The following is a 19290-nucleotide window of genomic DNA, read 5'->3' as shown; positions in this document are numbered from 1 at the left end:
TCCGTGCCTCCCACCACTTCCGTGCCTCCCAGGGCCTTCGCGTCGTCCATGGCGCTCCCTCTCCTCCCTCGTCCCGGTTCTCGTCCCGGTTCTCGTCCCGGTTCTCGGCCGGTTCTCGGCCGGTTCTCGGCCGGTTCTCGGCCGGTTCTCGGCCGGTTCTCACAGTTCGAACGACTCGTGGTGGATACGGCGGTCCGGCACGCCCGCGGCCCGCAGCTGCGTGTACACGTCCTCGGCGAAGCCCTGCGGACCGCACAGGTACACGTCGTGCCCGGCGAGCCCCGGGAAAGCGGCGCGCAGCGCCCCGGCGGTCAGCGCGGGCCGTTCGCCGTCGGCCCCGTTGAGGGCGTAGCGCACCGTCGCCCCGCGCCGGCGCGCGATGGCCTCCAGCTCGCCGCCCAGTGCGAGGTCCTCGGCCGTCCGCGCCCGGTAGAGCAGCGTCACATCGCCGGGCAGCGTCTCGAACAGCGCCCGCAGCGGGGTGATACCGACACCGCCCGCGATCAGCAGCGCCCGGTGCGCGGTGCGCCGGTCCGCGGTCAGCGAGCCGTACGGGCCCTCCGCCCACACCCGGGTGCCCGGCTGCAGCCCCGGCACGGCCGCGCTGTGGCCGCCGAGCGCCTTGACCGTGATCCGCAGCCGGTCCCCGTGCGGCGGCGCCGACAGGGAGTACGGCGTCGACGTCCAGCCAAGGCCCGCCCCGAGGAACCGCCAGCGGAGGAACTGCCCCGGCCGCGCGCCCAGTTCGGCCAGCCGCCGGCCGCGGACGACCACGGAGTACACGCCCGGCGCCTCCCGGTGCACCGACTCCACGCGCAGCCGGTGGCGCAGGTTCAGCCGCACCGGTGCGAGGATCCGGTACCACCCGACCAGGGCCGCGACGCCCAGGTAGAGCGCGTACCAGGCGGCGGTGGCCACGGGCTTCCCGGCGAAATCGTTGCCCAGCGCCAGCTGGTGGAAGAAGGCGAGGAAGACGGCGGCATAGGTCAGCAGGTGGAGGTAGTACCAGAACTCGTAGCTGGTCCGGCGGCGCACGGCGCGCGTGGAGGCGACGCCCACCGCGCACAGCAGCACGCCGCCGGCGGTCGCCTTCAGCATCTCCGGGTAGTCGAGGACGACGGTGACCGTCTCGCGCACGAGGGAGGCATGGTCCTGCGCGGCGTACCCGGCCAGGATCAGCACGATGTGCGCGAGAAGCAGACAGACCGTGTACCGGCCCGCCATCGCGTGCCAGCGTGCCACCCGGTCCGAGCCGATCCGTACCTCCAGCACCGGAACCCGCGCCATCAGGCCCACCAGCACCGCGCAGGCGTACCCGCACAGCAGACCGGCGATCCGCCCGGCCCCGGTCAGCCAGCCTGCCGCGCCGATGACCGAGCCCGTGCCCGTCCACCACAGGGCGGCCACGGCCGCGGCACCGGCCCACAGCAGCGTCAGCAGCGGGAGCGCCGGGGAACGCCGGGAGGCGAGCGGAGCGGCCCGAGCCGTCCGCCGCTCATGCACCGCGGCCATGATCATGTCCTTTCTCCCGGCGAGTCCGCACCGTGCACTCCCGCCGGAGCCGTCACCGGAGCCGTCACTGTGCCGCCGAAAGCTCTGAGCCGCCTCTGAGCACGGTCCGCGCCCGGCGGACTCAGAGGAAGCTCAGAGCATTCCCGCTCCCCGTCGTCGCACGGGATGGGTGATGCTGGAGGACGAGATGAACACCACCCGCGCCGGCCGCCCCGCACTGACCCGCCCCGACGGGTCGCCGCTGCGCGTCCTCGTCGTCGACGACGACCCCGACCTCGCCGAGGTGCTCACCGGCGCCCTGCGCTACGAGGGCTGGGAGGTCCGCGCGGCCGGCGACGGCGCCTCGGCGCTCGCGGCGGCCCGCGAGCTGCTGCCCGACGCGGTCGTCCTCGACGTGCTGCTGCCGGACACCGACGGCTTCGCCGTGCTGCGTCGGCTGCACGAGGTGAAGCCCGACGTCTGTGTGCTCTTCCTCACCGCGCGGGACGCCGTGGAGGACCGCATCGCCGGGATCACCGCGGGCGGCGACGACTACGTCACCAAGCCGTTCAGCCTGGAGGAGGTCGTCGCCCGGCTGCGCGGACTGCTGCGGCGCGCGGGCATGGCCCGGCAGCTGGAGGAGGGGCCGCGGCTGGTGGTGGGCGACCTGGTCATGGACGAGGAGGCCCGTGAGGTGACCCGGTCCGGCGAACTGATCGAGCTGTCCCCGACCGAGTTCGAGCTGCTGCGCTTCCTGATGCGCAACCCGCGCCGGGTGCTCAGCAAGGCACAGATCCTCGACCGGGTGTGGTCCTACGACTTCGGCGGCCAGGCCCACGTGGTCGAGCTGTACATCTCGTACCTGCGCAAGAAGGTCGACGCGGGCCGCGCGCCCATGATCCACACCGTGCGCGGGGCCGGCTATCTGCTCAAGCCGGCGCTCTCATGAGGCCGGTACCGCGGCTGAGGCCGGTACCGCGGCGCGTGGCGCGGGGGCTGCGGCGGCTGCCCTGGCCGCGCACGCTGCGGGCCCGGCTCAGTGCCGGACTGGTCGTGCTGCTCGCCGTCAGCTGCGCCGCCGTCGGGGTGGCCGCCGTAGTCGAGCTGGACGGCTTTCTCACCCGCCGTCTCGACCAGCAGCTGACCGACGTCGGGAGCCGACTGCCGGCCAGCCTGGAGCACGGGGGTCCGGCACCGAGCGACCACGACGGCGACGAGCACGGCGACACCCGGCGCCAGGTGACCGGCACGTTCGGCGCCCGGCTGGTCGCCGAACGGGTCACCAACGCGGCCGTCGTGCCGTCCGGCAGCGCCGCCGCCAATCTGCGCGATGTCACCCTGTCCGCCGAGGACCAGGCGCGGCTCGGCGCCCTGCCGGCCGACGGCCGGGCCCGCACCGTCGCCCTGGAGTCGCTGCACGCCTCCTACCGGGCCGCCGCCTACCGGGGCCGGGACGGCGACGTGCTGATCACCGGGCTGCCGCTGGAACCGGTGGCGGCCGCCGTGCGCCGGCTCGAACTGGTCGCCGCAAGCGTCTTCGGCGCCGCCCTGGTGATCGCCGGTGTCGCCGGCGCCCTGTGGGTGCGCTGGTCGCTGCGCCCGCTGAACCGGGTCGCCGCGACCGCCACCCGGGTCAGTGAGCTGCCGCTGGCCAGCGGGGAAGTCGTCCTGCCGGCGCGGGCCCCGCAGACCGACCCGCGCGGCGAGGTGGGGCAGGTGGCCACCGCGTTCAACCGGATGCTCGGGCACGTCGAGAACGCGCTGACCAAGCGACAGGCGAGCGAGGAACGGCTGCGCCGCTTCGCCGCCGACGCCAGCCACGAGCTGCGCACCCCGGTCGCCTCGGTGCGCGGCCACGCCGAACTCGCCCTGCTGCATCCCGGACCGGTGCCCCCGGAGGTGACACGGGCCCTGGAGCGGATCGCCGCCGAGTCCGCCCGTATGGGCGAGATGGTCGACGAGATGCTGCTGCTCGCCCGGCTGGATGCCGGACGCCCCCTGGAGCGCCGCCCCGTCGATCTGACCCGCCTCGTCCTGGACGCCGTCACGGATGCCCGGGCCGCGGGCCCCGACCACCGCTGGGCGCTGGAACTGCCCGAGGAGCCGGTGACGGTGACCGGCGACGCCCACCGGCTGCAACAGGTGCTGGCCAACCTGCTGGGCAACGCGCGGTCGCACACGCCCCCCGGCACGAAGGTGACGGTGTCCCTGGAGACCGACGGTGACACCGTCCGGCTGGACGTCCACGACACCGGGCCGGGCGTTCCCGAGGAGGTCCGGCCCGGCGTCTTCGAACGCTTCACCCGCGCCGAGCACCGCCGCCGCACGGAGGCCGCGGGCGGCGGGGCCGGGCTGGGGCTCTCGATCGTGGCGGCGGTGACGGAGGCGCACGGGGGGAGCGTGGGCCTGGACAGCCGTCCGGGCAGCACGACGTTCACGGTGCGGCTGCCCGCGGTCGGCCCGGACCGTGCGACGGCACCGGAACCCGCTCCTGCGCGCTCGGAGCCTGCCGGTGCGCGTCCGGAGCACGCCGGTGCGCGACCGGCCCATGGTCCGGTCGGCCGACGTCAGTAACGGGTGATCGCCGTGGCCCCGCCCGTCGTCCCGATCGCGATGTGCGGCCGCGCCGCGGGGTTCGCCCAGCGCAGGATCCGGCGCATGGCGTCGGCCGGCACCGACACACAACCGGCCGTGGCGCCGGGCCCGTTGACGTGCAGGAAGATCCCCGCGCCGCGGTCTTGCACGGGGCGCCGGTAGTTGAAGCCGATGACGAGCGCGTGCGCGTACTGGGTGCGGTACGCGATCAGGTGCTCCGACTCGGCGGCGCGGCAGTCGGCCGGACGGGGCTCGGTCCAGCGGTTGTAGGACCGGGACGCGGTGTCCTGGCACCACCAGGAGTCCTCGTGCACCGGCCGGTACCGGACCGCCGTGCCCCGCGGGGCCGGCCGCACGCCGAACGCGAACGGCAGGTCGTACAGCCCGGTCGGGGTCGTGTTCATGCCCTGCTCGCGCACGGTGCCCTCGACGAGTCCCCGCGCGCCGAACCGGGCCGGCGCCGAACCGGCCCACACCCATCGCCCGCCCCGCCGGTCCCACCAGGTGACGGTGCCCGATGTCGCGTCGGCCCGCGGTGCCTCGGCGGTGATCAGCTGGCCGCCGCCCCCGGTGTCGGCCAGCCGCGTCGGCAGCGGGGGCTGGCCGGCGGTGGCGGGCGCCGTACCGAGTACGAGAAGGGACGCGGACACGAGGGTGACGACGACACCTGGGCGCATGGCTCAGACGGTAGACGGGGGCAGCGGCAACGGCAGCCCGGGTAGGCCGTCCAGGCTCGTCGCCACATGGTCCTTCTTGGTGAAGTAGTCGCTCAGCGAGGCGTCGTCCTCGCGCGCGAAGCGCCGCTCGTGCAGGTCCCGGTCCGCCTCGTACGCCAGGAAGGGAACCGCGTATCCGCAGGTGTCCCGGACCAGTTCGGCGCGGACGACGATGATCGCGCGCAGGCCGTGCGGAGCCGGGTCGATGCCGGGGAAGCGCGCGAGCAGTTCGCGAAAGCGCGGGTCGTCGCGGAAGACCGGCTCGCCCCGCCCGTGCACCCGGACGATGTTCGGCGAGCCCTGGAAGGCGCACCACATCAGCGTGATGCGGCCGTTCTCCCGCAGATGGGCGATCGTCTCGGCGTTGGAGCCGGCGAAGTCGAGGTAGGCGACGGTGTGTTCGTCGAGCACCGCGAAGGAGCCCTTGAGCCCCTTGGGGGAGAGATTGACGGTGCCGTCGCCGGAGAGGGGGGCGGTGGCGGTGAAGAAGAGGGGCTGTTCCTCGATGAACGTGCGGAGCCTGCCGTCTATGCGCTCATAGGTCTTTCCCATGTCTGCCGAGTATCGCCGCAATCCCTTCGACCGTCGAAGGGGAATTCGTCCGTCGCATGGGCAGTCGTCCGGTCGAGCATGGGCAGTCGTCCGTCGAAGAGGAACTCGTCCGCCGAGGGAGAAGCCGGATCCGGTGGGGACGGACCCGGCTTCCGCCGTGGCCGCCCCGGCCGGCGCTGAAACGGGGCGGTCACGGCTGCCTGTCACCTCACTGATTGAGCGTGCAGGCGGCCAGGGAGTCGAGCCCGGTGGGCTTTTCCGCCGTGCGGCCGATGGAGATGGCGATGCGGTCGATGGTCGAGACCCGCTTGTCCTTGAGGGGTCCGAGGATGGCGTTGTTGACGAAGTTGGGTCCGCCTTGTCCGACGGTGTCGTTGAGGCGTTTGTTCGCTTCTTGGATCTGGGTCTGGAGGAGGGTGAGGTTGCGGTCGACCTCGGCCTGTGCGGAGGCGGGGATCGCGGGCAGCTGTGAGGCGACGTCGGGGCAGCTGATGGTTCCCGCGGCGGCGCCGGTGCCGTCGGCCGGCTGCTGCGAGGCCCCGGCACCGTCCGCACCGGTGTCACCAGCGCCGGTGTCGCCCGAACCGGCCGCTCCCGCGTCCCCGGCTCCCGCGTCCCCGGCTCCCGCGTCCCCGGCTCCCGCGTCAGCGCCGTCCGCGCCGAGCGTGCACGGCGCGAGCGCGTCGAGCCCGGTGGGCTTTTCCGCCGTGCGGCCGATGGAGATGGCGATGCGGTCGATGGTCGAGACCCGCTTGTCCTTGAGGGGTCCGAGGATGGCGTTGTTGACGAAGTTGGGTCCGCCTTGTCCGACGGTGTCGTTGAGGCGTTTGTTCGCTTCTTGGATCTGGGTCTGGAGGAGGGTGAGGTTGCGGTCGACCTCGGCCTGTGCGGAGGCGGGGATCGCGGGCAGCTGCGAGGCGACGTCGGGGCAGCTGATGGTTCCCGCGGCCGCGAGGGTACGGGCGTCGGTGCCGCCGTCCTTCGAGGTCTTGGAGGTCTCCCCGGCGAGCGCGGAGCCGGCGATCACCGCGCCGGACAGCACCACGGCGGCGGCGCCGCCGATCAACGCCACGCGACGCCTGTTGTACTTCGGAAGAGCCCTGGACATGGGGATGCCTCACTTGGGTCAGGGGTGGGTTCACGGACGCGGCGCCTGCGTCGGTGGGAAGTACGGGAAAGCGATTTCGGATGTTCAAGGCGCCGCCGTTTTCCTCGTTCTCCTCGTAGATTGACGAATCATGCAGAGTGCTGCATACTCATGCACGTAAGCCAGTGCACTGTGAGGAGAAACCCGTGACCGAGCGCGTCGTACTCGCCTACTCAGGCGGTCTGGACACCTCCGTCGCCATCGGCTGGATCGCCGAGGAGACGGGCGCCGAGGTCATCGCCGTTGCGGTCGACGTCGGCCAGGGTGGCGAGGACCTGGACGTCATCCGCAAGCGCGCCCTCGCGTGCGGCGCCGTCGAGGCCGAGGTCGCGGACGCCAAGGACGAGTTCGCCGACGAGTACTGCCTCCCGGCGATCAAGGCCAACGCCCTGTACATGGACCGCTACCCGCTGGTCTCCGCCCTCTCCCGCCCGACGATCGTCAAGCACCTGGTCGCCGCGGCCCAGAAGCACGGCGCCACCACCGTCGCCCACGGCTGCACCGGCAAGGGCAACGACCAGGTCCGCTTCGAGGCCGGCATCGTCGCCCTTGCCCCCGACCTCAAGTGCATCGCCCCGGTCCGCGACTACGCGATGACCCGCGACAAGGCGATCGCCTTCTGCGAGCAGAAGCAGCTCCCGATCGCCACCACCAAGAAGTCCCCGTACTCCATCGACCAGAACGTCTTCGGGCGCGCCGTCGAGACGGGCTTCCTGGAGGACATCTGGAACGCCCCGATCGAGGACATCTACGAGTACACGTCCAACCCGGCCGAGCCCCGCGAGGCCGACGAGGTGATCATCACCTTCAAGGAGGGCGTCCCGGTCGCCATCGACGGCAGGCCCGTCACCGTCCTCCAGGCCATCCAGCAGCTCAACGAGCGCGCCGGCGCCCAGGGCATCGGCCGGATCGACATGGTCGAGGACCGGCTCGTGGGCATCAAGTCCCGCGAGGTGTACGAGGCTCCGGGCGCGATCGCCCTGATCACCGCCCACCAGGAGCTGGAGAACGTCACCGTCGAGCGCGAACTGGCCCGCTACAAGCGGCAGGTCGAGCAGCGCTGGGGCGAACTGGTCTACGACGGCCAGTGGTTCTCCCCGCTCAAGCGCGCCCTGGACGGCTTTGTCAACGAGGCCAACCAGAGCGTCTCCGGCGACGTCCGGCTGACCCTGCACGGCGGCCGCGCGGTGGTCACCGGCCGACGCTCCGACCAGTCGCTGTACGACTTCAACCTCGCCACCTACGACACGGGCGACACGTTCGACCAGTCCGCCGCCAAGGGGTTCATCGACATCTACAGCCTGTCCTCGAAGATCGCCGCCAAGCGCGACCTGGCGTGACCGGCCGGCCGCAGCCACCCGCACCGGCCTGACAACCGCCTCCCCGCTCGGACCCGAGCGGGGAGGCGGCGGCACATCCGTAACTTTTCCTAGGAGCAACGCAAGTGAGCAGCAACAGCGGTGACGTACGGCTCTGGGGCGGCCGGTTCGCGGACGGTCCCGCCGAGGCCCTGGCGAAGCTGTCCGCGTCCGTCCACTTCGACTGGCGGCTCGCCCCCTACGACATCGCCGGTTCGCGCGCCCACGCGCGCGTGCTGCGCCAGGCGGGGCTCCTCACCGACGACGAACTGACCCGGATGATCACCGGTCTCGACCGGCTGGAGGCGGACGTGGCGGACGGCTCCTTCGTCGGCACCGTCGCCGACGAGGACGTCCACACCGCCCTGGAGCGTGGTCTGCTGGAGCGGCTCGGCCCGGACCTCGGCGGCAAGCTCCGCGCGGGCCGCTCGCGCAACGACCAGGTCGCCACGCTGTTCCGGATGTACCTGCGCGACCACGCCCGGATCATCGGCGGACTGATCGCCGACCTCCAGGACGCGCTGATCGGCCTCGCCGAGGCCCACCCGGACGTGGCGATGCCCGGCCGCACCCACCTCCAGCACGCCCAGCCGGTGCTCTTCGCCCACCATGTCCTCGCGCACGTCCAGGCGCTTTCCCGGGACGCCGAGCGGCTGCGCCAGTGGGACGAGCGGACGGCCGTGTCGCCGTACGGCTCGGGGGCCCTGGCGGGCTCCTCGCTCGGCCTGGACCCGGAGGCGGTGGCGAAGGACCTGGGTTTCGAGCACGGCAGCGTCGGCAACTCCATCGACGGCACGGCATCCCGCGACTTCGCGGCCGAGTTCGCCTTCATCACCGCGATGATCGGGGTCGACCTCTCCCGGATCGCGGAGGAGGTCATCATCTGGAACACGAAGGAGTTCTCCTTCGTGACGCTGCACGACGCCTTCTCCACCGGCTCGTCGATCATGCCGCAGAAGAAGAACCCGGACATCGCCGAGCTGGCCCGCGGCAAGTCCGGCCGGCTGATCGGCAACCTGACCGGTCTCCTCGCCACCCTCAAGGCGCTCCCGCTGGCGTACAACCGCGACCTCCAGGAGGACAAGGAGCCGGTCTTCGACTCCTGCGACCAACTCGAAGTCCTCCTGCCTGCCTTCACCGGGATGATGGCCACCCTCACGGTCCACCGCGAGCGCATGGCCGAGCTGGCCCCGGCCGGTTTCTCGCTCGCCACGGACATCGCCGAGTGGCTGGTGAAGCAGGGCGTGCCCTTCCGGGTCGCGCACGAGGTGGCCGGCGAGTGCGTGAAGACCGCCGAGGCCGAGGGCAAGGAGCTGGACGAGCTGACGGACGAGCAGTTCGCGAAGATCTCCGCCCGCCTCACCCCCGAGGTCCGCTCGGTCCTTGACGTCCCCGGCGCCCTCGCCTCCCGCAGTGGCCGCGGCGGCACGGCACCCGACGCGGTCGCCGTCCAGCTGGCCGAGGTGAAGGCGGACGTGGCGGCCCAGCACACGTGGGCCACCGCCAAGAACGGAAGGTGACGCCCGGGGCGGCCGACCGCCCCGACCGCGGCCCGCCGCCGCGCGCGTGAAGGCCGGTCCTCGCGGTTACGTTGGTCATGAACGTGTACCGGAGCCGACCGAACGGAGCCCGTGATGCCCTTCGCCCGACTGGCCTCGGCGACGACGGCCACCTGCCACATCGGTCTGGGCCTCGCCGCCGTCGGACGCCCCGGGTACATCAACCTCGGCCGGGAGCGCGACCTCCCGGCCGGCCGCACCGTCGACGCGCTGCGCGAACGCAGCCACGAACTCCTCGACGCCGCCTACGCCCAGGGCGTGCGCTATGTCGACGTGGCCCGTTCCTACGGCCGCGCCGAGGAGTTCCTCGCCGACTGGCTGCGTACCCGCCCGGCCGCCGCCGATGTGGTGGTCGGCAGCAAGTGGGGCTACACCTACACCGCCGACTGGTCCACCGACGCGGAGCAGCACGAGACCAAGGACCACAGCCTGCGGACGTACGAGCGCCAGCGCGCCGAGACGGACGGGCTGCTCGGTGACCGGCTCGACCTCTACCAGATCCACTCGGTGACCCCGGACAGCCCGGCCCTCACCGACAAGGAGCTGCACGCGCAACTCGCCGAGGCCGCCGCCGGGGGCCTGACCATCGGCTTCTCCACCAGCGGCCCGGCCCAGGCCGAGGCGATCCGCGCCGCCCTCGCCGTCACCGTCGCGGGCGAGCCGCTCTTCCGTACCGTCCAGTCGACGTACAACGTCCTGGAGACCTCCGCCGGGCCGGCCCTCACCGAGGCGCACGACGCGGGGCTCACCGTGATCGTGAAGGAGGGCATGGCCAACGGGCGGCTGGCCGCCCCGCAGGCCCCGCAGACGCTGCGGAGCGTGGCCGAGGAGACGTCCCTGGGGTGCGACGCGGTCGCCCTCGCGGTGATCCTGCACCGGCCGTGGGCGGGCGTCGTCCTGTCCGGCGCCGCGACCACCGGCCAGCTCGCATCCAATCTGCACGCCGCGGCCGTCGACCTGGACGAGGAGCAGCTGGCCCGGCTCTCGACGCTCGCCGAGGAACCGGCCGCCTACTGGGCGCGGCGCGGGCAGCTCCCCTGGCACTGAGCCGAGCCACCCGCCGACCGGGGCGGCTGATACCCCCACGCCCGCTCTGAGACATCCTTGTCTCAAATGGCCTATGGTTGTCTCATGGCTCTGGACCGTGACCACGTGCTGCGCTGCGCAGCCGCCCTGCTGACCCGTAAAGCCACCGCGACCATGGACGAGGTCGCCAAGGCCGCCGGGATCAGCCGGGCCACCCTGCACCGCCACTTCGCCGGTCGCGACGCGCTGGTGCGGGCGCTGGAGTCGCTCGGCATCGCGGAGTGCGTGGCCGCGCTGGACGCGGCCCGCCTGGACGAGGGCCCGGCGAGCGAGGCGGTACGGCGGCTGGTGCGCGCGTGCGAACCCGTCGCGGGCCTGCTGGCCTTCCTCTACACCGAGAACCAGCTGTTCGAGGGCGAGGAGCAGAACGAGGGCTGGGCCCGGATCGACGAGCGCGTCGCGACCCTGTTCCGCAGAGGCCAGGCCGAGGGCGTGTTCCGCATCGACCTGACCCCCGCCTGGCTCACCGAGGCGCTGTACGGCCTGCTGGCCTCCGCCGCCTGGGCGGTCTCGGAAGGCCGCGTCGCCCGCAAGGACTTCACCCACATGATCGTCGAGCTGCTGCTCGGCGGCGCAGTACGAAGAGAGGAATCATGAGCAGCACCCTGCGGTCGGTCTCGGTGACGGAGGCGGAGAAGCGGCCGGGCCGCTGGCTCGCGCTCGCCGTCCTCGTGCTGGCCGTGCTGCTGGTGGCCGTCGACGCGACCGTCCTCGGCCTCGCGACCCCCTTCATCAGCGAGGATCTCAGGCCCTCCGGCAACCAACTGCTGTGGATCGGCGACGTGTACTCGTTCGTCATCGCCGGTCTGCTCGTCTCCATGGGCAGCCTCGGCGACCGCATCGGCCGCAAGCGGATCCTGCTCGGCGGGGCCACTGCGTTCGGCGCGATCTCCGTGCTCAACGCCTACGCCACCACCCCCGAACTGTTGATCCTGGCGCGGGCGCTGCTCGGTGTCGCGGGCGCCACCCTGATGCCCGCCACGCTCGCCCTGATCCGCAACCTCTTCCACGACCCGCGCGAGCGGAGCCTCGCGGTCGGCATCTGGGGTGCCGCGGCCTCCGCCGGTACGGCCGTCGGTCCGATCGCGGGCGGTTTCCTGCTGGAGCACTTCTGGTGGGGTTCGGTCTTCCTCATCAACCTGCCGGTGATGGCGGTGCTCGTGCTCGTCGGCGCTCGGACGCTGCCCGAGTCCCGCAATCCGAACCCCGGCCCGTGGGACCTGGCCAGCGTGGTCCTGTCGTTGGTCGGCATGATCGGTGTCGTCTACGCGATCAAGGAGGCCGCCTCGCACGGCTTCGCCCCGGCCACCCTCGGCGTGGGCTTGCTGGGTGCGGTCGCGCTGTACGGCTTCGTGCGCCGCCAGTTCACGCTGCCGATCCCACTGCTGGACATGCGGCTGTTCGGGCGGCGCGGGTTCAGCGGCGCGGTCCTCGCCGACCTGTTGACCGTGCTGGGCATGTCCGGGCTGGTCTTCTTCCTCTCCCAGTACCTGCAACTCGTCCAGGGCATGCGTCCGTTCCAGGCGGGGCTGGCCGAAGTGCCCGCCGCGCTCGGCGCGGTGGCGGCCGGTCTGGTCGCGGGCCGCGCGGCGCGCCGTTTCTCGGTGCGGGTCGTGGTCTCCGGCGGCCTCGCCGCGGTGGGCCTGGCGCTGGCCGCGCTGACGACGCTGGGCCATACGACGGGGTATCCGCTGCTCGGCGCCGCGCTGCTGGTCGTCGGCGTGGGCGCGGGCTTCTCCTTCACAGTGACCGCCGACGTGCTTCTCTCCAGCGTGCCCAAGGAGCAGGCGGGCGCCGCCTCCGCGGTCTCCGAGACGGCGTACGAACTCGGCGCCGCCCTGGGCATCGCCCTGCTGGGCTCGATCGTGACGGGCGTCTACCGGGGCTTCGCGGGCCCGGCGGGCACGCCGACCGTGGCCCATGAGTCACTGGGCGGCGCGGTGGAGTCGGCGTCGACCCTGCCGGCCCCCACCGCGCAGGCCCTGCTGACCGCGGCCCGCGACGCCTTCGTCCACGGCCTCCACCTGGCCTTCGGCGTAGGAGCAGCAGTCCTCCTGACCGCAGCAGCGGCAGCGTGGTTCCTCCTCAAACACCAATCCCTGGAAGACACCCCCTGAGACACCCCCAGGGGCGCGGCGAACTGCGCGCCAAGCCCCAACGCACCCGCACCCATCAAGGCATGCCCGCCGACAACCCCCCAGGGGCGCGGGGAACTGCGCGCTCAACCACGATGCACCCGCACCCGAACGACGACGGAGAGGCGGCGCTGACTCAGAAAGCAGAACCGAAGAAACCCCGGCAGGGCAACCCCCCAGGGGCGCGGGGAACTGCGCGCTCAACCACGATGCACCCGCACCCGAAAACGACCGCAACCCCCCACCCCGACCCCCAACCCCCAACTCACCCGCACCCGAACAACGGCCAAACCGCCGGAGGCGTCAGGCGGCTTTCGCCTTGGTCGCGTACATATCCACATACTCCTGCCCCGACAACCGCATGACCTCCGCCATCACGGAATCGGTCACCGCCCGCAGCACATAGCGATCCCGGTCCATCCCCTCGTACCGGGAGAACTCCATCGCCTCACCGAAGCGCACGGTCACCCGGCCCGGACGCGGAATACCCGTCCCACCCGGCTGCAGCTTGTCCGTGCCGATCACCGCGAACGGCACCACCGGCGCGCCCGTCATCAGCGTGAGGCGGGCGATGCCGGTACGGCCGCGGTAGAGCCGCCCGTCGGGCGACCGCGTGCCCTCGGGGTAGATGCCGAAGACCTTCCCCTCCTCCAGGATCCGCCGCCCGGTCATCAGCGCGGCCACGCCCCCGTTCGCCCCGTCCCGGTCCACCGGGATCATGCCGACGCCGGTGAAGAACCAGGCCATCAGGCGGCCCTTGAACCCCTTGCCGGTGACGTACTCGTCCTTGCCGATGAAGAACACCTGCCGCTTGCACACCAGCGGCAGCACGACCGAGTCGATGAACGTGAGGTGGTTGCCCGCCATGATGACCGGACCGTCGGCCGGGATGTGCTCGGCGCCCTCCACCTGGGGGCGGAACATCAGGCGCATGATCGGTCCGAGCACTGCCTTGATGAGCGCGAAGCGGGACAACGGGTCCTCCGATGTCGAGGGATGGTATGAGTCTGTGCAGGTGAGGACGATACTCGTGGCTCGGGGGGCAGCGCACACCGGGTGCGTCCGGTTCACCGATGTCTTACTCACTATTGACGCGGGTTTACCTGTGGTGACGCGCCGGGGCCGCCGTGTAACACGGGCGTGACGGTGTGACGGACATCGCCCGGCCACCCGCCGGACGCCCGCCCGTGTCGCGCGCGTCGTCCCGGACGCACCGTCACCTCGTGCTTCCCGCGCGACATCTGACTTCACCCGTGTGTTGGGTCCGGAGTCTCCCGTCCGTCATGTACACGCCCCTACGATCGGCCCGCATCGACGGAGACACCGGCCGGGGCGTCCCAAAGGGGGGGCGTCGGAAACAGCGGCCGCACGGCAGGAAGGGCCTCATGGACAGGCATGAGTCGAACGAGCAGACGCAGGGAACCGGACGGCGGGCGCTCCTGGGCGCCGCGGTGCTGGGCGCCGGCGGAGCGGTCCTCGGACTGCCGGGCGCCGCGCTGGCCGCGGAGTCCCGGTCGGCCGGACACGGGCGCGGAGGCCTGAAGAGCCTGCCGGTGCCGACGATCGTCGGCCACCGGGGTGCCAGCGGCTACCGCCCCGAGCACACCTTCGGTTCCTACCAGCTGGCTCTCGACCTGGGCGCCGACATCGTCGAGGCCGGTGACCTGGTGCCGACCAAGGACGGTCACCTGGTGTGCCGGCACGAGCCGGAGATCGGCGGCACCACCGACGTCGCCGACCACCCCGAGTTCGCGTCCCGCAAGACCACCAAGGTCCTCGACGGCGTCTCCACCACCGGCTGGTTCACCGAGGACTTCACGCTCGCCGAGCTGAAGACCCTGCGCGCCGTCGAGCGCATCCCGGCCAACCGCCCGCACAACAACCTCTACAACGGGCGCTGGGAGATCCCCACGTTCGAAGAGGTCCTGAAGTGGCAGGACGAGCAGACCCGCAAGCGCGGCAAGCAGGTCTGGATCTACCCGGAGACCAAGCACCCCACGTACTTCCGCAAGCTGGGCCTGGGCCTGGAGGAGCGGGTCGCCAAGCTGCTGCGCAAGTACGGCAAGGACAAGCGGAACTCGCCGGTCATCCTGCAGTCCTTCGAGCCGGGCAGCATCCAGCGGCTGAACAAGCTGGTGGACAACCCGCTGGTCGTCCTGCTCTCCTCGGCGAACTCCCGTCCCTGGGACTTCGTCGAGGCGGGCGATGCGCGCACCGTCGCCGACCTCATCACGCCCAAGGGCCTGCGGGAGATCGCCGGTTACGCGCAGGGCATCGGCCCGACCCTCGACCTCGTCATCCCGAGGAAGGCCGACGGCAGCCTGGACGCGCCGACCACGCTCGTCGCCGACGCGCACAAGGTGGGTCTGATCCTGCACCCCTACACCATGCGCAACGAGAACCCCTTCCTGCCGAAGGAGTTCCGCAAGGGCACCGACGCGGACGCCTACGGCGACGCCTTCGGCGCGTTCCAGGCGTACTTCGCGACCGGCATCGACGGTGTGTTCACCGACAACGCGGACACCGGTCTGCTCGCCCGCGAGGACTACGTCAACAGCTGAGCACCTGACGCCCGTTCGGGTAGACCTGTGGCCGCCCCGGCAACCCGCGCCGGGGCGGCCACGTCGTTGCGCATATGACGCACGACCTTGTTGCCGCCCTGCGCCCGCTGCTCACCGCCGAGGCGGGCGCCGAGGCACATGCCGCGGGAACCGAACCCGCCGATCTGGAACAGGCGGTCTGGCTGCGCCTCCTGGAACGCCTGGCCGCCGTCGGCCCGCCGGCCGACCCGCAGGGCTGGCTGCGCCGGGCGGTCCGCGCCGAGGCACGGCGCAGCCGGCGCCGGGCCCGCGCCGAGCGGCCGTACGAGTCCGAGCCCGCCGACGACGGGGGCCGCGGGCCCGAACAGACCGCGCTCACCGCGGCGCGGCACCGGGCGCTGCGCGACGCGGTGCGCAGACTGCCCGGCCGCTGCCCGCGGCTGCTGGAGGCGTTGCTGTCTCCGAAGGACCTCACCTACCGGGAAATCGCGGCGGAGTTGGGTATCTCACAGGGCAGTCTCGGGCCGGAACGTTCCAAATGTCTGGGATGTCTGCGGCGATTGCTGACGACGGAGGTTGCGGCCCGCTGAGCGCGGGGATAGGAGTGAGGAACCACAGGCGATCAGGTGAGCGGGAGGCATGCGCACATGGGCATGAGCGTGACCATCTCGGCGGCGACCGAGCGGGATACGGAGCAGATCTTCAGGCTTCAGTACCTGTGCTTCCAGAGCGAGGCGGCGCTGTACGGCAACTACCGCATCGATCCGCTCGTCCAGAGCCTCGACTCGGTCCGCCAGGAGGTCGCGGCCGACTGCGTGTTCGTCGCCCGGCTCGGCGACGAGGTGGTCGGCTCGGTCCGCGGCACGGTCACCGGGGACGGCGCGGCCTCCATCGGCAAACTCTGCGTCCATCCACGGCTGCAGGGCCACGGCATCGGTGCCCGGCTGCTGCGCGCCGCCGAGGCCGCGCTCGCCGAGGAGCGCGGTGCCACCACGTTCCGGCTGCACACCGGCCACCGCAGCGAGGGCAACCTGCGGCTGTACCGGCGAGTCGGCTACCAGGCGGTGGGCACCTCCAAGGGCGAGGACGGCGTCCCGATGATCGTCCTGGAGAAGCCGGCCGGGACGTACGCGGCTACGGCGTGACGCCGGTCCGGGCCCGGCGCAGCCAGTACAGCGCCGTCAGGGGCAGCAGCACGGGGATGAAGACGTACCCCATGCCGTAGTCGGACCAGACCGTCGCGTCCGGGAAGGCCGACGGTTCGACCAGCGTCCAGGTCCCGACGACCAGGACACCCGCGAGTTCGGCGGCGCAGCACACCAGCGCCGCCCTGCGGGCCCGCTCGCCGCCGCGCACCAGCGAGTATGTGATGAACCCGTAGACGACGCCCGCCACCGCCGACAACGCGTAGGCGAGCGGCGCCCGGTCGAACTCGGTCGCGATCTGGTAGACGGACCGCGAGACGGCCCCGACGACCATCACGCCGTAGAACCAGACGAGCAGCATCCCGGGCCCGCCGACCAGCCGTGCCCGGGTCTCCTGCGTGGTGGTGGTCACCTCAGCCTCCCCAGATGTCATAGAGCCGCACCTCCAGGACGGCCAGGACGACGCCGCCCGCGGCGACCGTCACCGAGCCCCACCGGGTGCGCTCGGCCAGCGACATGAAGCCCGCCGCCGGGACGCACGCGAACGCGCCCAGCAGATAGGCCACGAAGATCGTCTTCCCCTGTTCCGGGTCCTCGCCCCGGGCCAACTGCACGATCCCGACCGCCAACTGCACGACGGCCAGCAGCGACACCACGGCCATCCCGATGAAGTGCCAGTCCTTGGTGGGCTGATCACGATGGGCCGCCCAGCCGCACCAGGCGGCGAGCAGCAGCGCGGCGACCCCGGTCACCAGCGTCAGGGGATTGAGCATGCGGCGACCCTATTACGCTCCGGGCGCCCGGCCGCGTCCGGGCCCGGCACCGTAGGGTCGAGGCCATGACGATCCCGGCACAAGCCCTCCTGTTCGACAACGACGGCACCCTTGTGTCCTCGCTCGTCTCCGTCCGGCGCTGCTGGACGCGGTGGGCGGGGGAGTACGGGCTGACGGCGGCCGACTTCGGGCGGGTGGAACTGCATGGGCGGCCCAACGCGGAGATCGTCGCCGACCTGCTGCCCGCCGACGCGGTGCCCGGGGCCGTAGCCCGCATCGACCAGTTGGAGGTGGAGGACGTGGCCCAGGGAGGTGTGCGACTGCTGCCCGGGACCCGCGAGTTCCTCGACTCGCTGCCGGCGGACCGGTGGGCCGTGGTGACCTCCGCCACCCGGCGGCTCGCCGAGGCCCGGCTCGACGCCGTCGGCATCCGGCCCAAGGCGCTCATCGCCGCCGACGACGTCACGCGCGGCAAGCCCGACCCCGAGCCCTATCTGCTCGCCGCCCGGCGCCTGGGCGTCGACCCGGCCCGCTGCGTCGTCTTCGAGGACGCCCCGGCAGGGCTGCGGGCGGGCCGCGCCGCCGGCATGGCCACCGTGGCGTTGGCCACAACCCACCCCGCGTCCGAGCTGGTCGCCGACCTAGTGGTGAAGGACCTCTCGGTCCTGTCCGCGCAGGTCACCGACGGGGAAGTGGAGATCTCCGTCCGCTGCTGAACCCTGTCCACCACGGTCCGGCATGCGGACGGCGGCGGACTGTCAGCACCGTACGTCTGGTTTACTGATCGCATGACCACGACGAGCAGCCATGCCCTTGCGACCGAGGCGACCATGACGCCCGGTGCTCGTTGTATGTGTCGAATGTGCGCCTGCTAGAGGGCCCCCGCACCGTCTGAGTCCCACACCGCCCGAGTCCTGCGCCCCGAAGCGAGACATCGCGGCCTGTCCGTGCGCCGCCGCGCGACGCACGCGACCGACCCTCGCCCCGATCCTCCCGGTCACCGCACCACCGTGACAACCGTGCCGGGCCCCCGCACGAACGCACCCTTTGGGCACACCCGCGCCCGCCCCCGACAGTGACGGAAACCCACGTGATCACCACAACGGGCCTGACCAAGGTCTACCGCACCCGCGGCCGCGAGATCACCGCCCTCGACGGCGTCGATCTCCATGTCCGCGAGGGCGAGGTGTACGGCGTCATCGGCCAGTCCGGCGCCGGCAAGTCCTCGCTCATCCGCTGCGTCAACCTGCTGGAGCGTCCGACGTCCGGGACGGTCACCGTCGCCGGACAGGACCTCACCGCCCTGGTCGGGCGTGGCCCCCGGGCCGGCAAGGAGCTGCGCCGGGCGCGCAGCCGGATCGGCATGGTCTTCCAGCACTTCAACCTGCTGTCCTCACGGACGGTCAGGGACAATGTCGAGCTGCCGCTGGAGATCCTCGGCACATCCGGGAAAGAACGTACCCGCAAGGCGCTCGGACTTCTCGACCTGGTCGGCCTCGCCGACAAGGCAGGGGCCTACCCCGCCCAGCTCTCCGGCGGCCAGAAGCAGCGCGTCGGCATCGCCCGCGCGCTGGCCGGCGACCCGAAGGTGCTGCTCTCCGACGAGGCCACCAGCGCCCTCGACCCGGAGACCACGCGCTCGATCCTGCACCTGCTGCGGGACCTGAACCGGCAGCTCGGCCTCACGGTGCTGCTCATCACCCACGAGATGGACGTCGTCAAGTCGATCTGCGACTCGGCCGCCCTCATGGACCGGGGCCGCATCGTCGAGTCCGGCACGGTCAGCGAGATCCTCGCCACCCCGGGATCCGAACTGGCCGCCGCGCTCTTCCCCGTGGGCGGCGAGGCATCCGGCAGCGACCGCACCGTGCTCGACGTCACCTTCCACGGCGAGACCGCCACCCAGCCCGTCGTCTCCCAGCTGTCGCGCACCTACAACATCGACATATCGATCCTCGGCGCCGCCATCGACACCGTCGGCGGCCTCCAGATCGGCCGCATGCGCATCGAACTGCCCGGCCGCTACGAGGACAACGTCGTGCCGATCGGCTTCCTGCGCGAACAGGGCCTGCAGATCGACGTCGTAGGCGGGCCCGCCGGTCCCGCCGAGGGGACCGCGCTCGTGAAGGACGGTGCCAAGTGACCGGGTCCGATTGGTCCGAGATACAGCCGCTGCTCTCCCAGGCGTGTTGG

General features: G+C 72.0%; 19 protein-coding genes. 12 read left to right on the top strand and 7 right to left on the bottom strand.

The annotated features are described in order from the left end of the window. Window positions 1-159: 159 nt before the first annotated feature. On the bottom strand, window positions 160-1512 hold the full coding sequence (locus ACWEKM_RS02250; protein WP_451619242.1) for a ferredoxin reductase family protein: 1353 nt from the start codon (window positions 1510-1512) through the stop codon (window positions 160-162). A gap of 187 nt (window positions 1513-1699) precedes the next feature. Here ACWEKM_RS02250 and ACWEKM_RS02245 point away from each other — a divergent pair, with 187 nt between their 5' ends. Further along, window positions 1700-2440, top strand: coding sequence for a response regulator transcription factor (locus tag ACWEKM_RS02245; protein WP_451619331.1), 741 nt, complete (start codon window positions 1700-1702; stop codon window positions 2438-2440). Continuing rightward, window positions 2437-4065 carry a sensor histidine kinase gene (locus tag ACWEKM_RS02240; protein ID WP_451619241.1) on the top strand — a complete coding sequence of 543 codons (1629 nt, stop codon included), beginning with the start codon at window positions 2437-2439 and terminating at the stop codon, window positions 4063-4065. Before ACWEKM_RS02245 ends, ACWEKM_RS02240 begins: the two co-directional genes overlap by 4 nt. Here the strand turns inward: ACWEKM_RS02240 and ACWEKM_RS02235 are convergent. From ACWEKM_RS02235 to ACWEKM_RS02225, 3 genes are all read right to left on the bottom strand, one after another. Next, on the bottom strand, window positions 4059-4763 hold the full coding sequence (locus tag ACWEKM_RS02235; protein ID WP_451619240.1) for a L,D-transpeptidase family protein: 705 nt from the start codon (window positions 4761-4763) through the stop codon (window positions 4059-4061). The genes ACWEKM_RS02240 and ACWEKM_RS02235 overlap by 7 nt on opposite strands. A 3-nt stretch (window positions 4764-4766) precedes the next feature. Further along, a complete protein-coding gene (locus ACWEKM_RS02230) occupies window positions 4767-5354 on the bottom strand; it encodes a pyridoxamine 5'-phosphate oxidase family protein (RefSeq protein WP_451619239.1) in 588 nt (195 codons plus the stop codon). A 208-nt stretch (window positions 5355-5562) separates the two neighbouring features. Further along, window positions 5563-6462: a hypothetical protein gene (locus ACWEKM_RS02225; protein WP_451619238.1), complete on the bottom strand. Its 900-nt coding sequence runs from the start codon at window positions 6460-6462 to the stop codon at window positions 5563-5565. A 185-nt stretch (window positions 6463-6647) separates the two neighbouring features. Here ACWEKM_RS02225 and ACWEKM_RS02220 point away from each other — a divergent pair, with 185 nt between their 5' ends. The 5 genes from ACWEKM_RS02220 (at window position 6648) to ACWEKM_RS02200 (ending at window position 12621) form a co-directional block, all read left to right on the top strand. Further along, complete coding sequence (locus tag ACWEKM_RS02220) at window positions 6648-7841, top strand: argininosuccinate synthase (RefSeq protein ID WP_451619237.1); 1194 nt, start codon at window positions 6648-6650, stop codon at window positions 7839-7841. 104 nt (window positions 7842-7945) lie between these two features. Next, window positions 7946-9379, top strand: a complete 1434-nt coding sequence (argH, locus tag ACWEKM_RS02215) for an argininosuccinate lyase (RefSeq protein ID WP_451619236.1) — start codon at window positions 7946-7948, stop codon at window positions 9377-9379. Between the two features lie 114 nt (window positions 9380-9493). Beyond that, the gene (locus ACWEKM_RS02210) at window positions 9494-10465 is read left to right on the top strand and encodes an aldo/keto reductase (protein WP_451619235.1); all 972 of its coding nucleotides are present in this window, start codon (window positions 9494-9496) and stop codon (window positions 10463-10465) included. 84 nt (window positions 10466-10549) lie between these two features. Continuing rightward, the gene (locus tag ACWEKM_RS02205) at window positions 10550-11101 is read left to right on the top strand and encodes a TetR/AcrR family transcriptional regulator (RefSeq protein ID WP_451619234.1); all 552 of its coding nucleotides are present in this window, start codon (window positions 10550-10552) and stop codon (window positions 11099-11101) included. Beyond that, window positions 11098-12621 (top strand): MFS transporter, encoded by a 1524-nt coding sequence (locus ACWEKM_RS02200; protein ID WP_451619233.1) that lies wholly within the window; start codon window positions 11098-11100, stop codon window positions 12619-12621. Before ACWEKM_RS02205 ends, ACWEKM_RS02200 begins: the two co-directional genes overlap by 4 nt. Before the next feature lie 321 nt (window positions 12622-12942). Here ACWEKM_RS02200 and ACWEKM_RS02195 read toward each other — a convergent pair whose 3' ends face one another. Continuing rightward, entirely contained in the window at window positions 12943-13572 is a 630-nt protein-coding gene (locus tag ACWEKM_RS02195) for a lysophospholipid acyltransferase family protein (protein WP_451619330.1), read from the bottom strand. A gap of 452 nt (window positions 13573-14024) precedes the next feature. On the opposite strand from ACWEKM_RS02195, the gene ACWEKM_RS02190 reads away from it, so the two are divergent. The 3 genes from ACWEKM_RS02190 (at window position 14025) to ACWEKM_RS02180 (ending at window position 16324) form a co-directional block, all read left to right on the top strand. Further along, window positions 14025-15200: a glycerophosphodiester phosphodiesterase gene (locus ACWEKM_RS02190; RefSeq protein ID WP_451619232.1), complete on the top strand. Its 1176-nt coding sequence runs from the start codon at window positions 14025-14027 to the stop codon at window positions 15198-15200. Window positions 15201-15274: 74 nt separating this feature from the next. Then, window positions 15275-15769, top strand: coding sequence for a sigma-70 family RNA polymerase sigma factor (locus tag ACWEKM_RS02185; protein WP_451619231.1), 495 nt, complete (start codon window positions 15275-15277; stop codon window positions 15767-15769). Window positions 15770-15826: 57 nt separating this feature from the next. Beyond that, window positions 15827-16324: a GNAT family N-acetyltransferase gene (locus tag ACWEKM_RS02180; RefSeq protein WP_451619230.1), complete on the top strand. Its 498-nt coding sequence runs from the start codon at window positions 15827-15829 to the stop codon at window positions 16322-16324. Here ACWEKM_RS02180 and ACWEKM_RS02175 read toward each other — a convergent pair. After that, entirely contained in the window at window positions 16314-16757 is a 444-nt protein-coding gene (locus ACWEKM_RS02175; protein WP_451619229.1) for a hypothetical protein, read from the bottom strand. The two genes, ACWEKM_RS02180 and ACWEKM_RS02175, sit on opposite strands and share 11 nt — an antisense overlap. After that, on the bottom strand, window positions 16738-17097 hold the full coding sequence (locus ACWEKM_RS02170; protein ID WP_451619228.1) for a hypothetical protein: 360 nt from the start codon (window positions 17095-17097) through the stop codon (window positions 16738-16740). The genes ACWEKM_RS02175 and ACWEKM_RS02170 overlap by 20 nt, the downstream gene beginning before the upstream one ends. Before the next feature lie 65 nt (window positions 17098-17162). On the opposite strand from ACWEKM_RS02170, the gene ACWEKM_RS02165 reads away from it, so the two are divergent. Further along, a complete protein-coding gene (locus ACWEKM_RS02165) occupies window positions 17163-17813 on the top strand; it encodes an HAD family hydrolase (protein ID WP_451619227.1) in 651 nt (216 codons plus the stop codon). Window positions 17814-18187: 374 nt separating this feature from the next. Beyond that, window positions 18188-19240 (top strand): methionine ABC transporter ATP-binding protein, encoded by a 1053-nt coding sequence (locus tag ACWEKM_RS02160; RefSeq protein WP_451619226.1) that lies wholly within the window; start codon window positions 18188-18190, stop codon window positions 19238-19240. Window positions 19241-19290: the final 50 nt, after the last annotated feature.

Source organism: Streptomyces sp. NPDC004752 (assembly GCF_053601275.1).
The sequence above is the reverse complement of the archived record's forward strand: the minus strand, read 5'-3'. Positions and strand labels throughout refer to the sequence as shown.

Excerpts from the sequence above, each read along its gene's own strand:
- ACWEKM_RS02240 (WP_451619241.1), top strand. The coding sequence starts at position 2,437 with ATGAGGCCGGTACCGCGGCTGAGGCCGGTACCGCGGCGCGTGGCGCGG.
- ACWEKM_RS02185 (WP_451619231.1), top strand. The coding sequence starts at position 15,275 with ATGACGCACGACCTTGTTGCCGCCCTGCGCCCGCTGCTCACCGCCGAG.
- ACWEKM_RS02175 (WP_451619229.1), bottom strand. The coding sequence starts at position 16,757 with ATGACATCTGGGGAGGCTGAGGTGACCACCACCACGCAGGAGACCCGG.
- ACWEKM_RS02250 (WP_451619242.1), bottom strand. The coding sequence starts at position 1,512 with ATGGCCGCGGTGCATGAGCGGCGGACGGCTCGGGCCGCTCCGCTCGCC.
- ACWEKM_RS02180 (WP_451619230.1), top strand. The coding sequence starts at position 15,827 with ATGGGCATGAGCGTGACCATCTCGGCGGCGACCGAGCGGGATACGGAG.
- ACWEKM_RS02205 (WP_451619234.1), top strand. The coding sequence starts at position 10,550 with ATGGCTCTGGACCGTGACCACGTGCTGCGCTGCGCAGCCGCCCTGCTG.
- ACWEKM_RS02230 (WP_451619239.1), bottom strand. The coding sequence starts at position 5,354 with ATGGGAAAGACCTATGAGCGCATAGACGGCAGGCTCCGCACGTTCATC.
- ACWEKM_RS02210 (WP_451619235.1), top strand. The coding sequence starts at position 9,494 with ATGCCCTTCGCCCGACTGGCCTCGGCGACGACGGCCACCTGCCACATC.
- ACWEKM_RS02190 (WP_451619232.1), top strand. The coding sequence starts at position 14,025 with ATGGACAGGCATGAGTCGAACGAGCAGACGCAGGGAACCGGACGGCGG.
- ACWEKM_RS02235 (WP_451619240.1), bottom strand. The coding sequence starts at position 4,763 with ATGCGCCCAGGTGTCGTCGTCACCCTCGTGTCCGCGTCCCTTCTCGTA.
- ACWEKM_RS02165 (WP_451619227.1), top strand. The coding sequence starts at position 17,163 with ATGACGATCCCGGCACAAGCCCTCCTGTTCGACAACGACGGCACCCTT.
- ACWEKM_RS02225 (WP_451619238.1), bottom strand. The coding sequence starts at position 6,462 with ATGTCCAGGGCTCTTCCGAAGTACAACAGGCGTCGCGTGGCGTTGATC.
- ACWEKM_RS02200 (WP_451619233.1), top strand. The coding sequence starts at position 11,098 with ATGAGCAGCACCCTGCGGTCGGTCTCGGTGACGGAGGCGGAGAAGCGG.
- ACWEKM_RS02245 (WP_451619331.1), top strand. The coding sequence starts at position 1,700 with ATGAACACCACCCGCGCCGGCCGCCCCGCACTGACCCGCCCCGACGGG.
- ACWEKM_RS02170 (WP_451619228.1), bottom strand. The coding sequence starts at position 17,097 with ATGCTCAATCCCCTGACGCTGGTGACCGGGGTCGCCGCGCTGCTGCTC.
- ACWEKM_RS02195 (WP_451619330.1), bottom strand. The coding sequence starts at position 13,572 with ATGCGCCTGATGTTCCGCCCCCAGGTGGAGGGCGCCGAGCACATCCCG.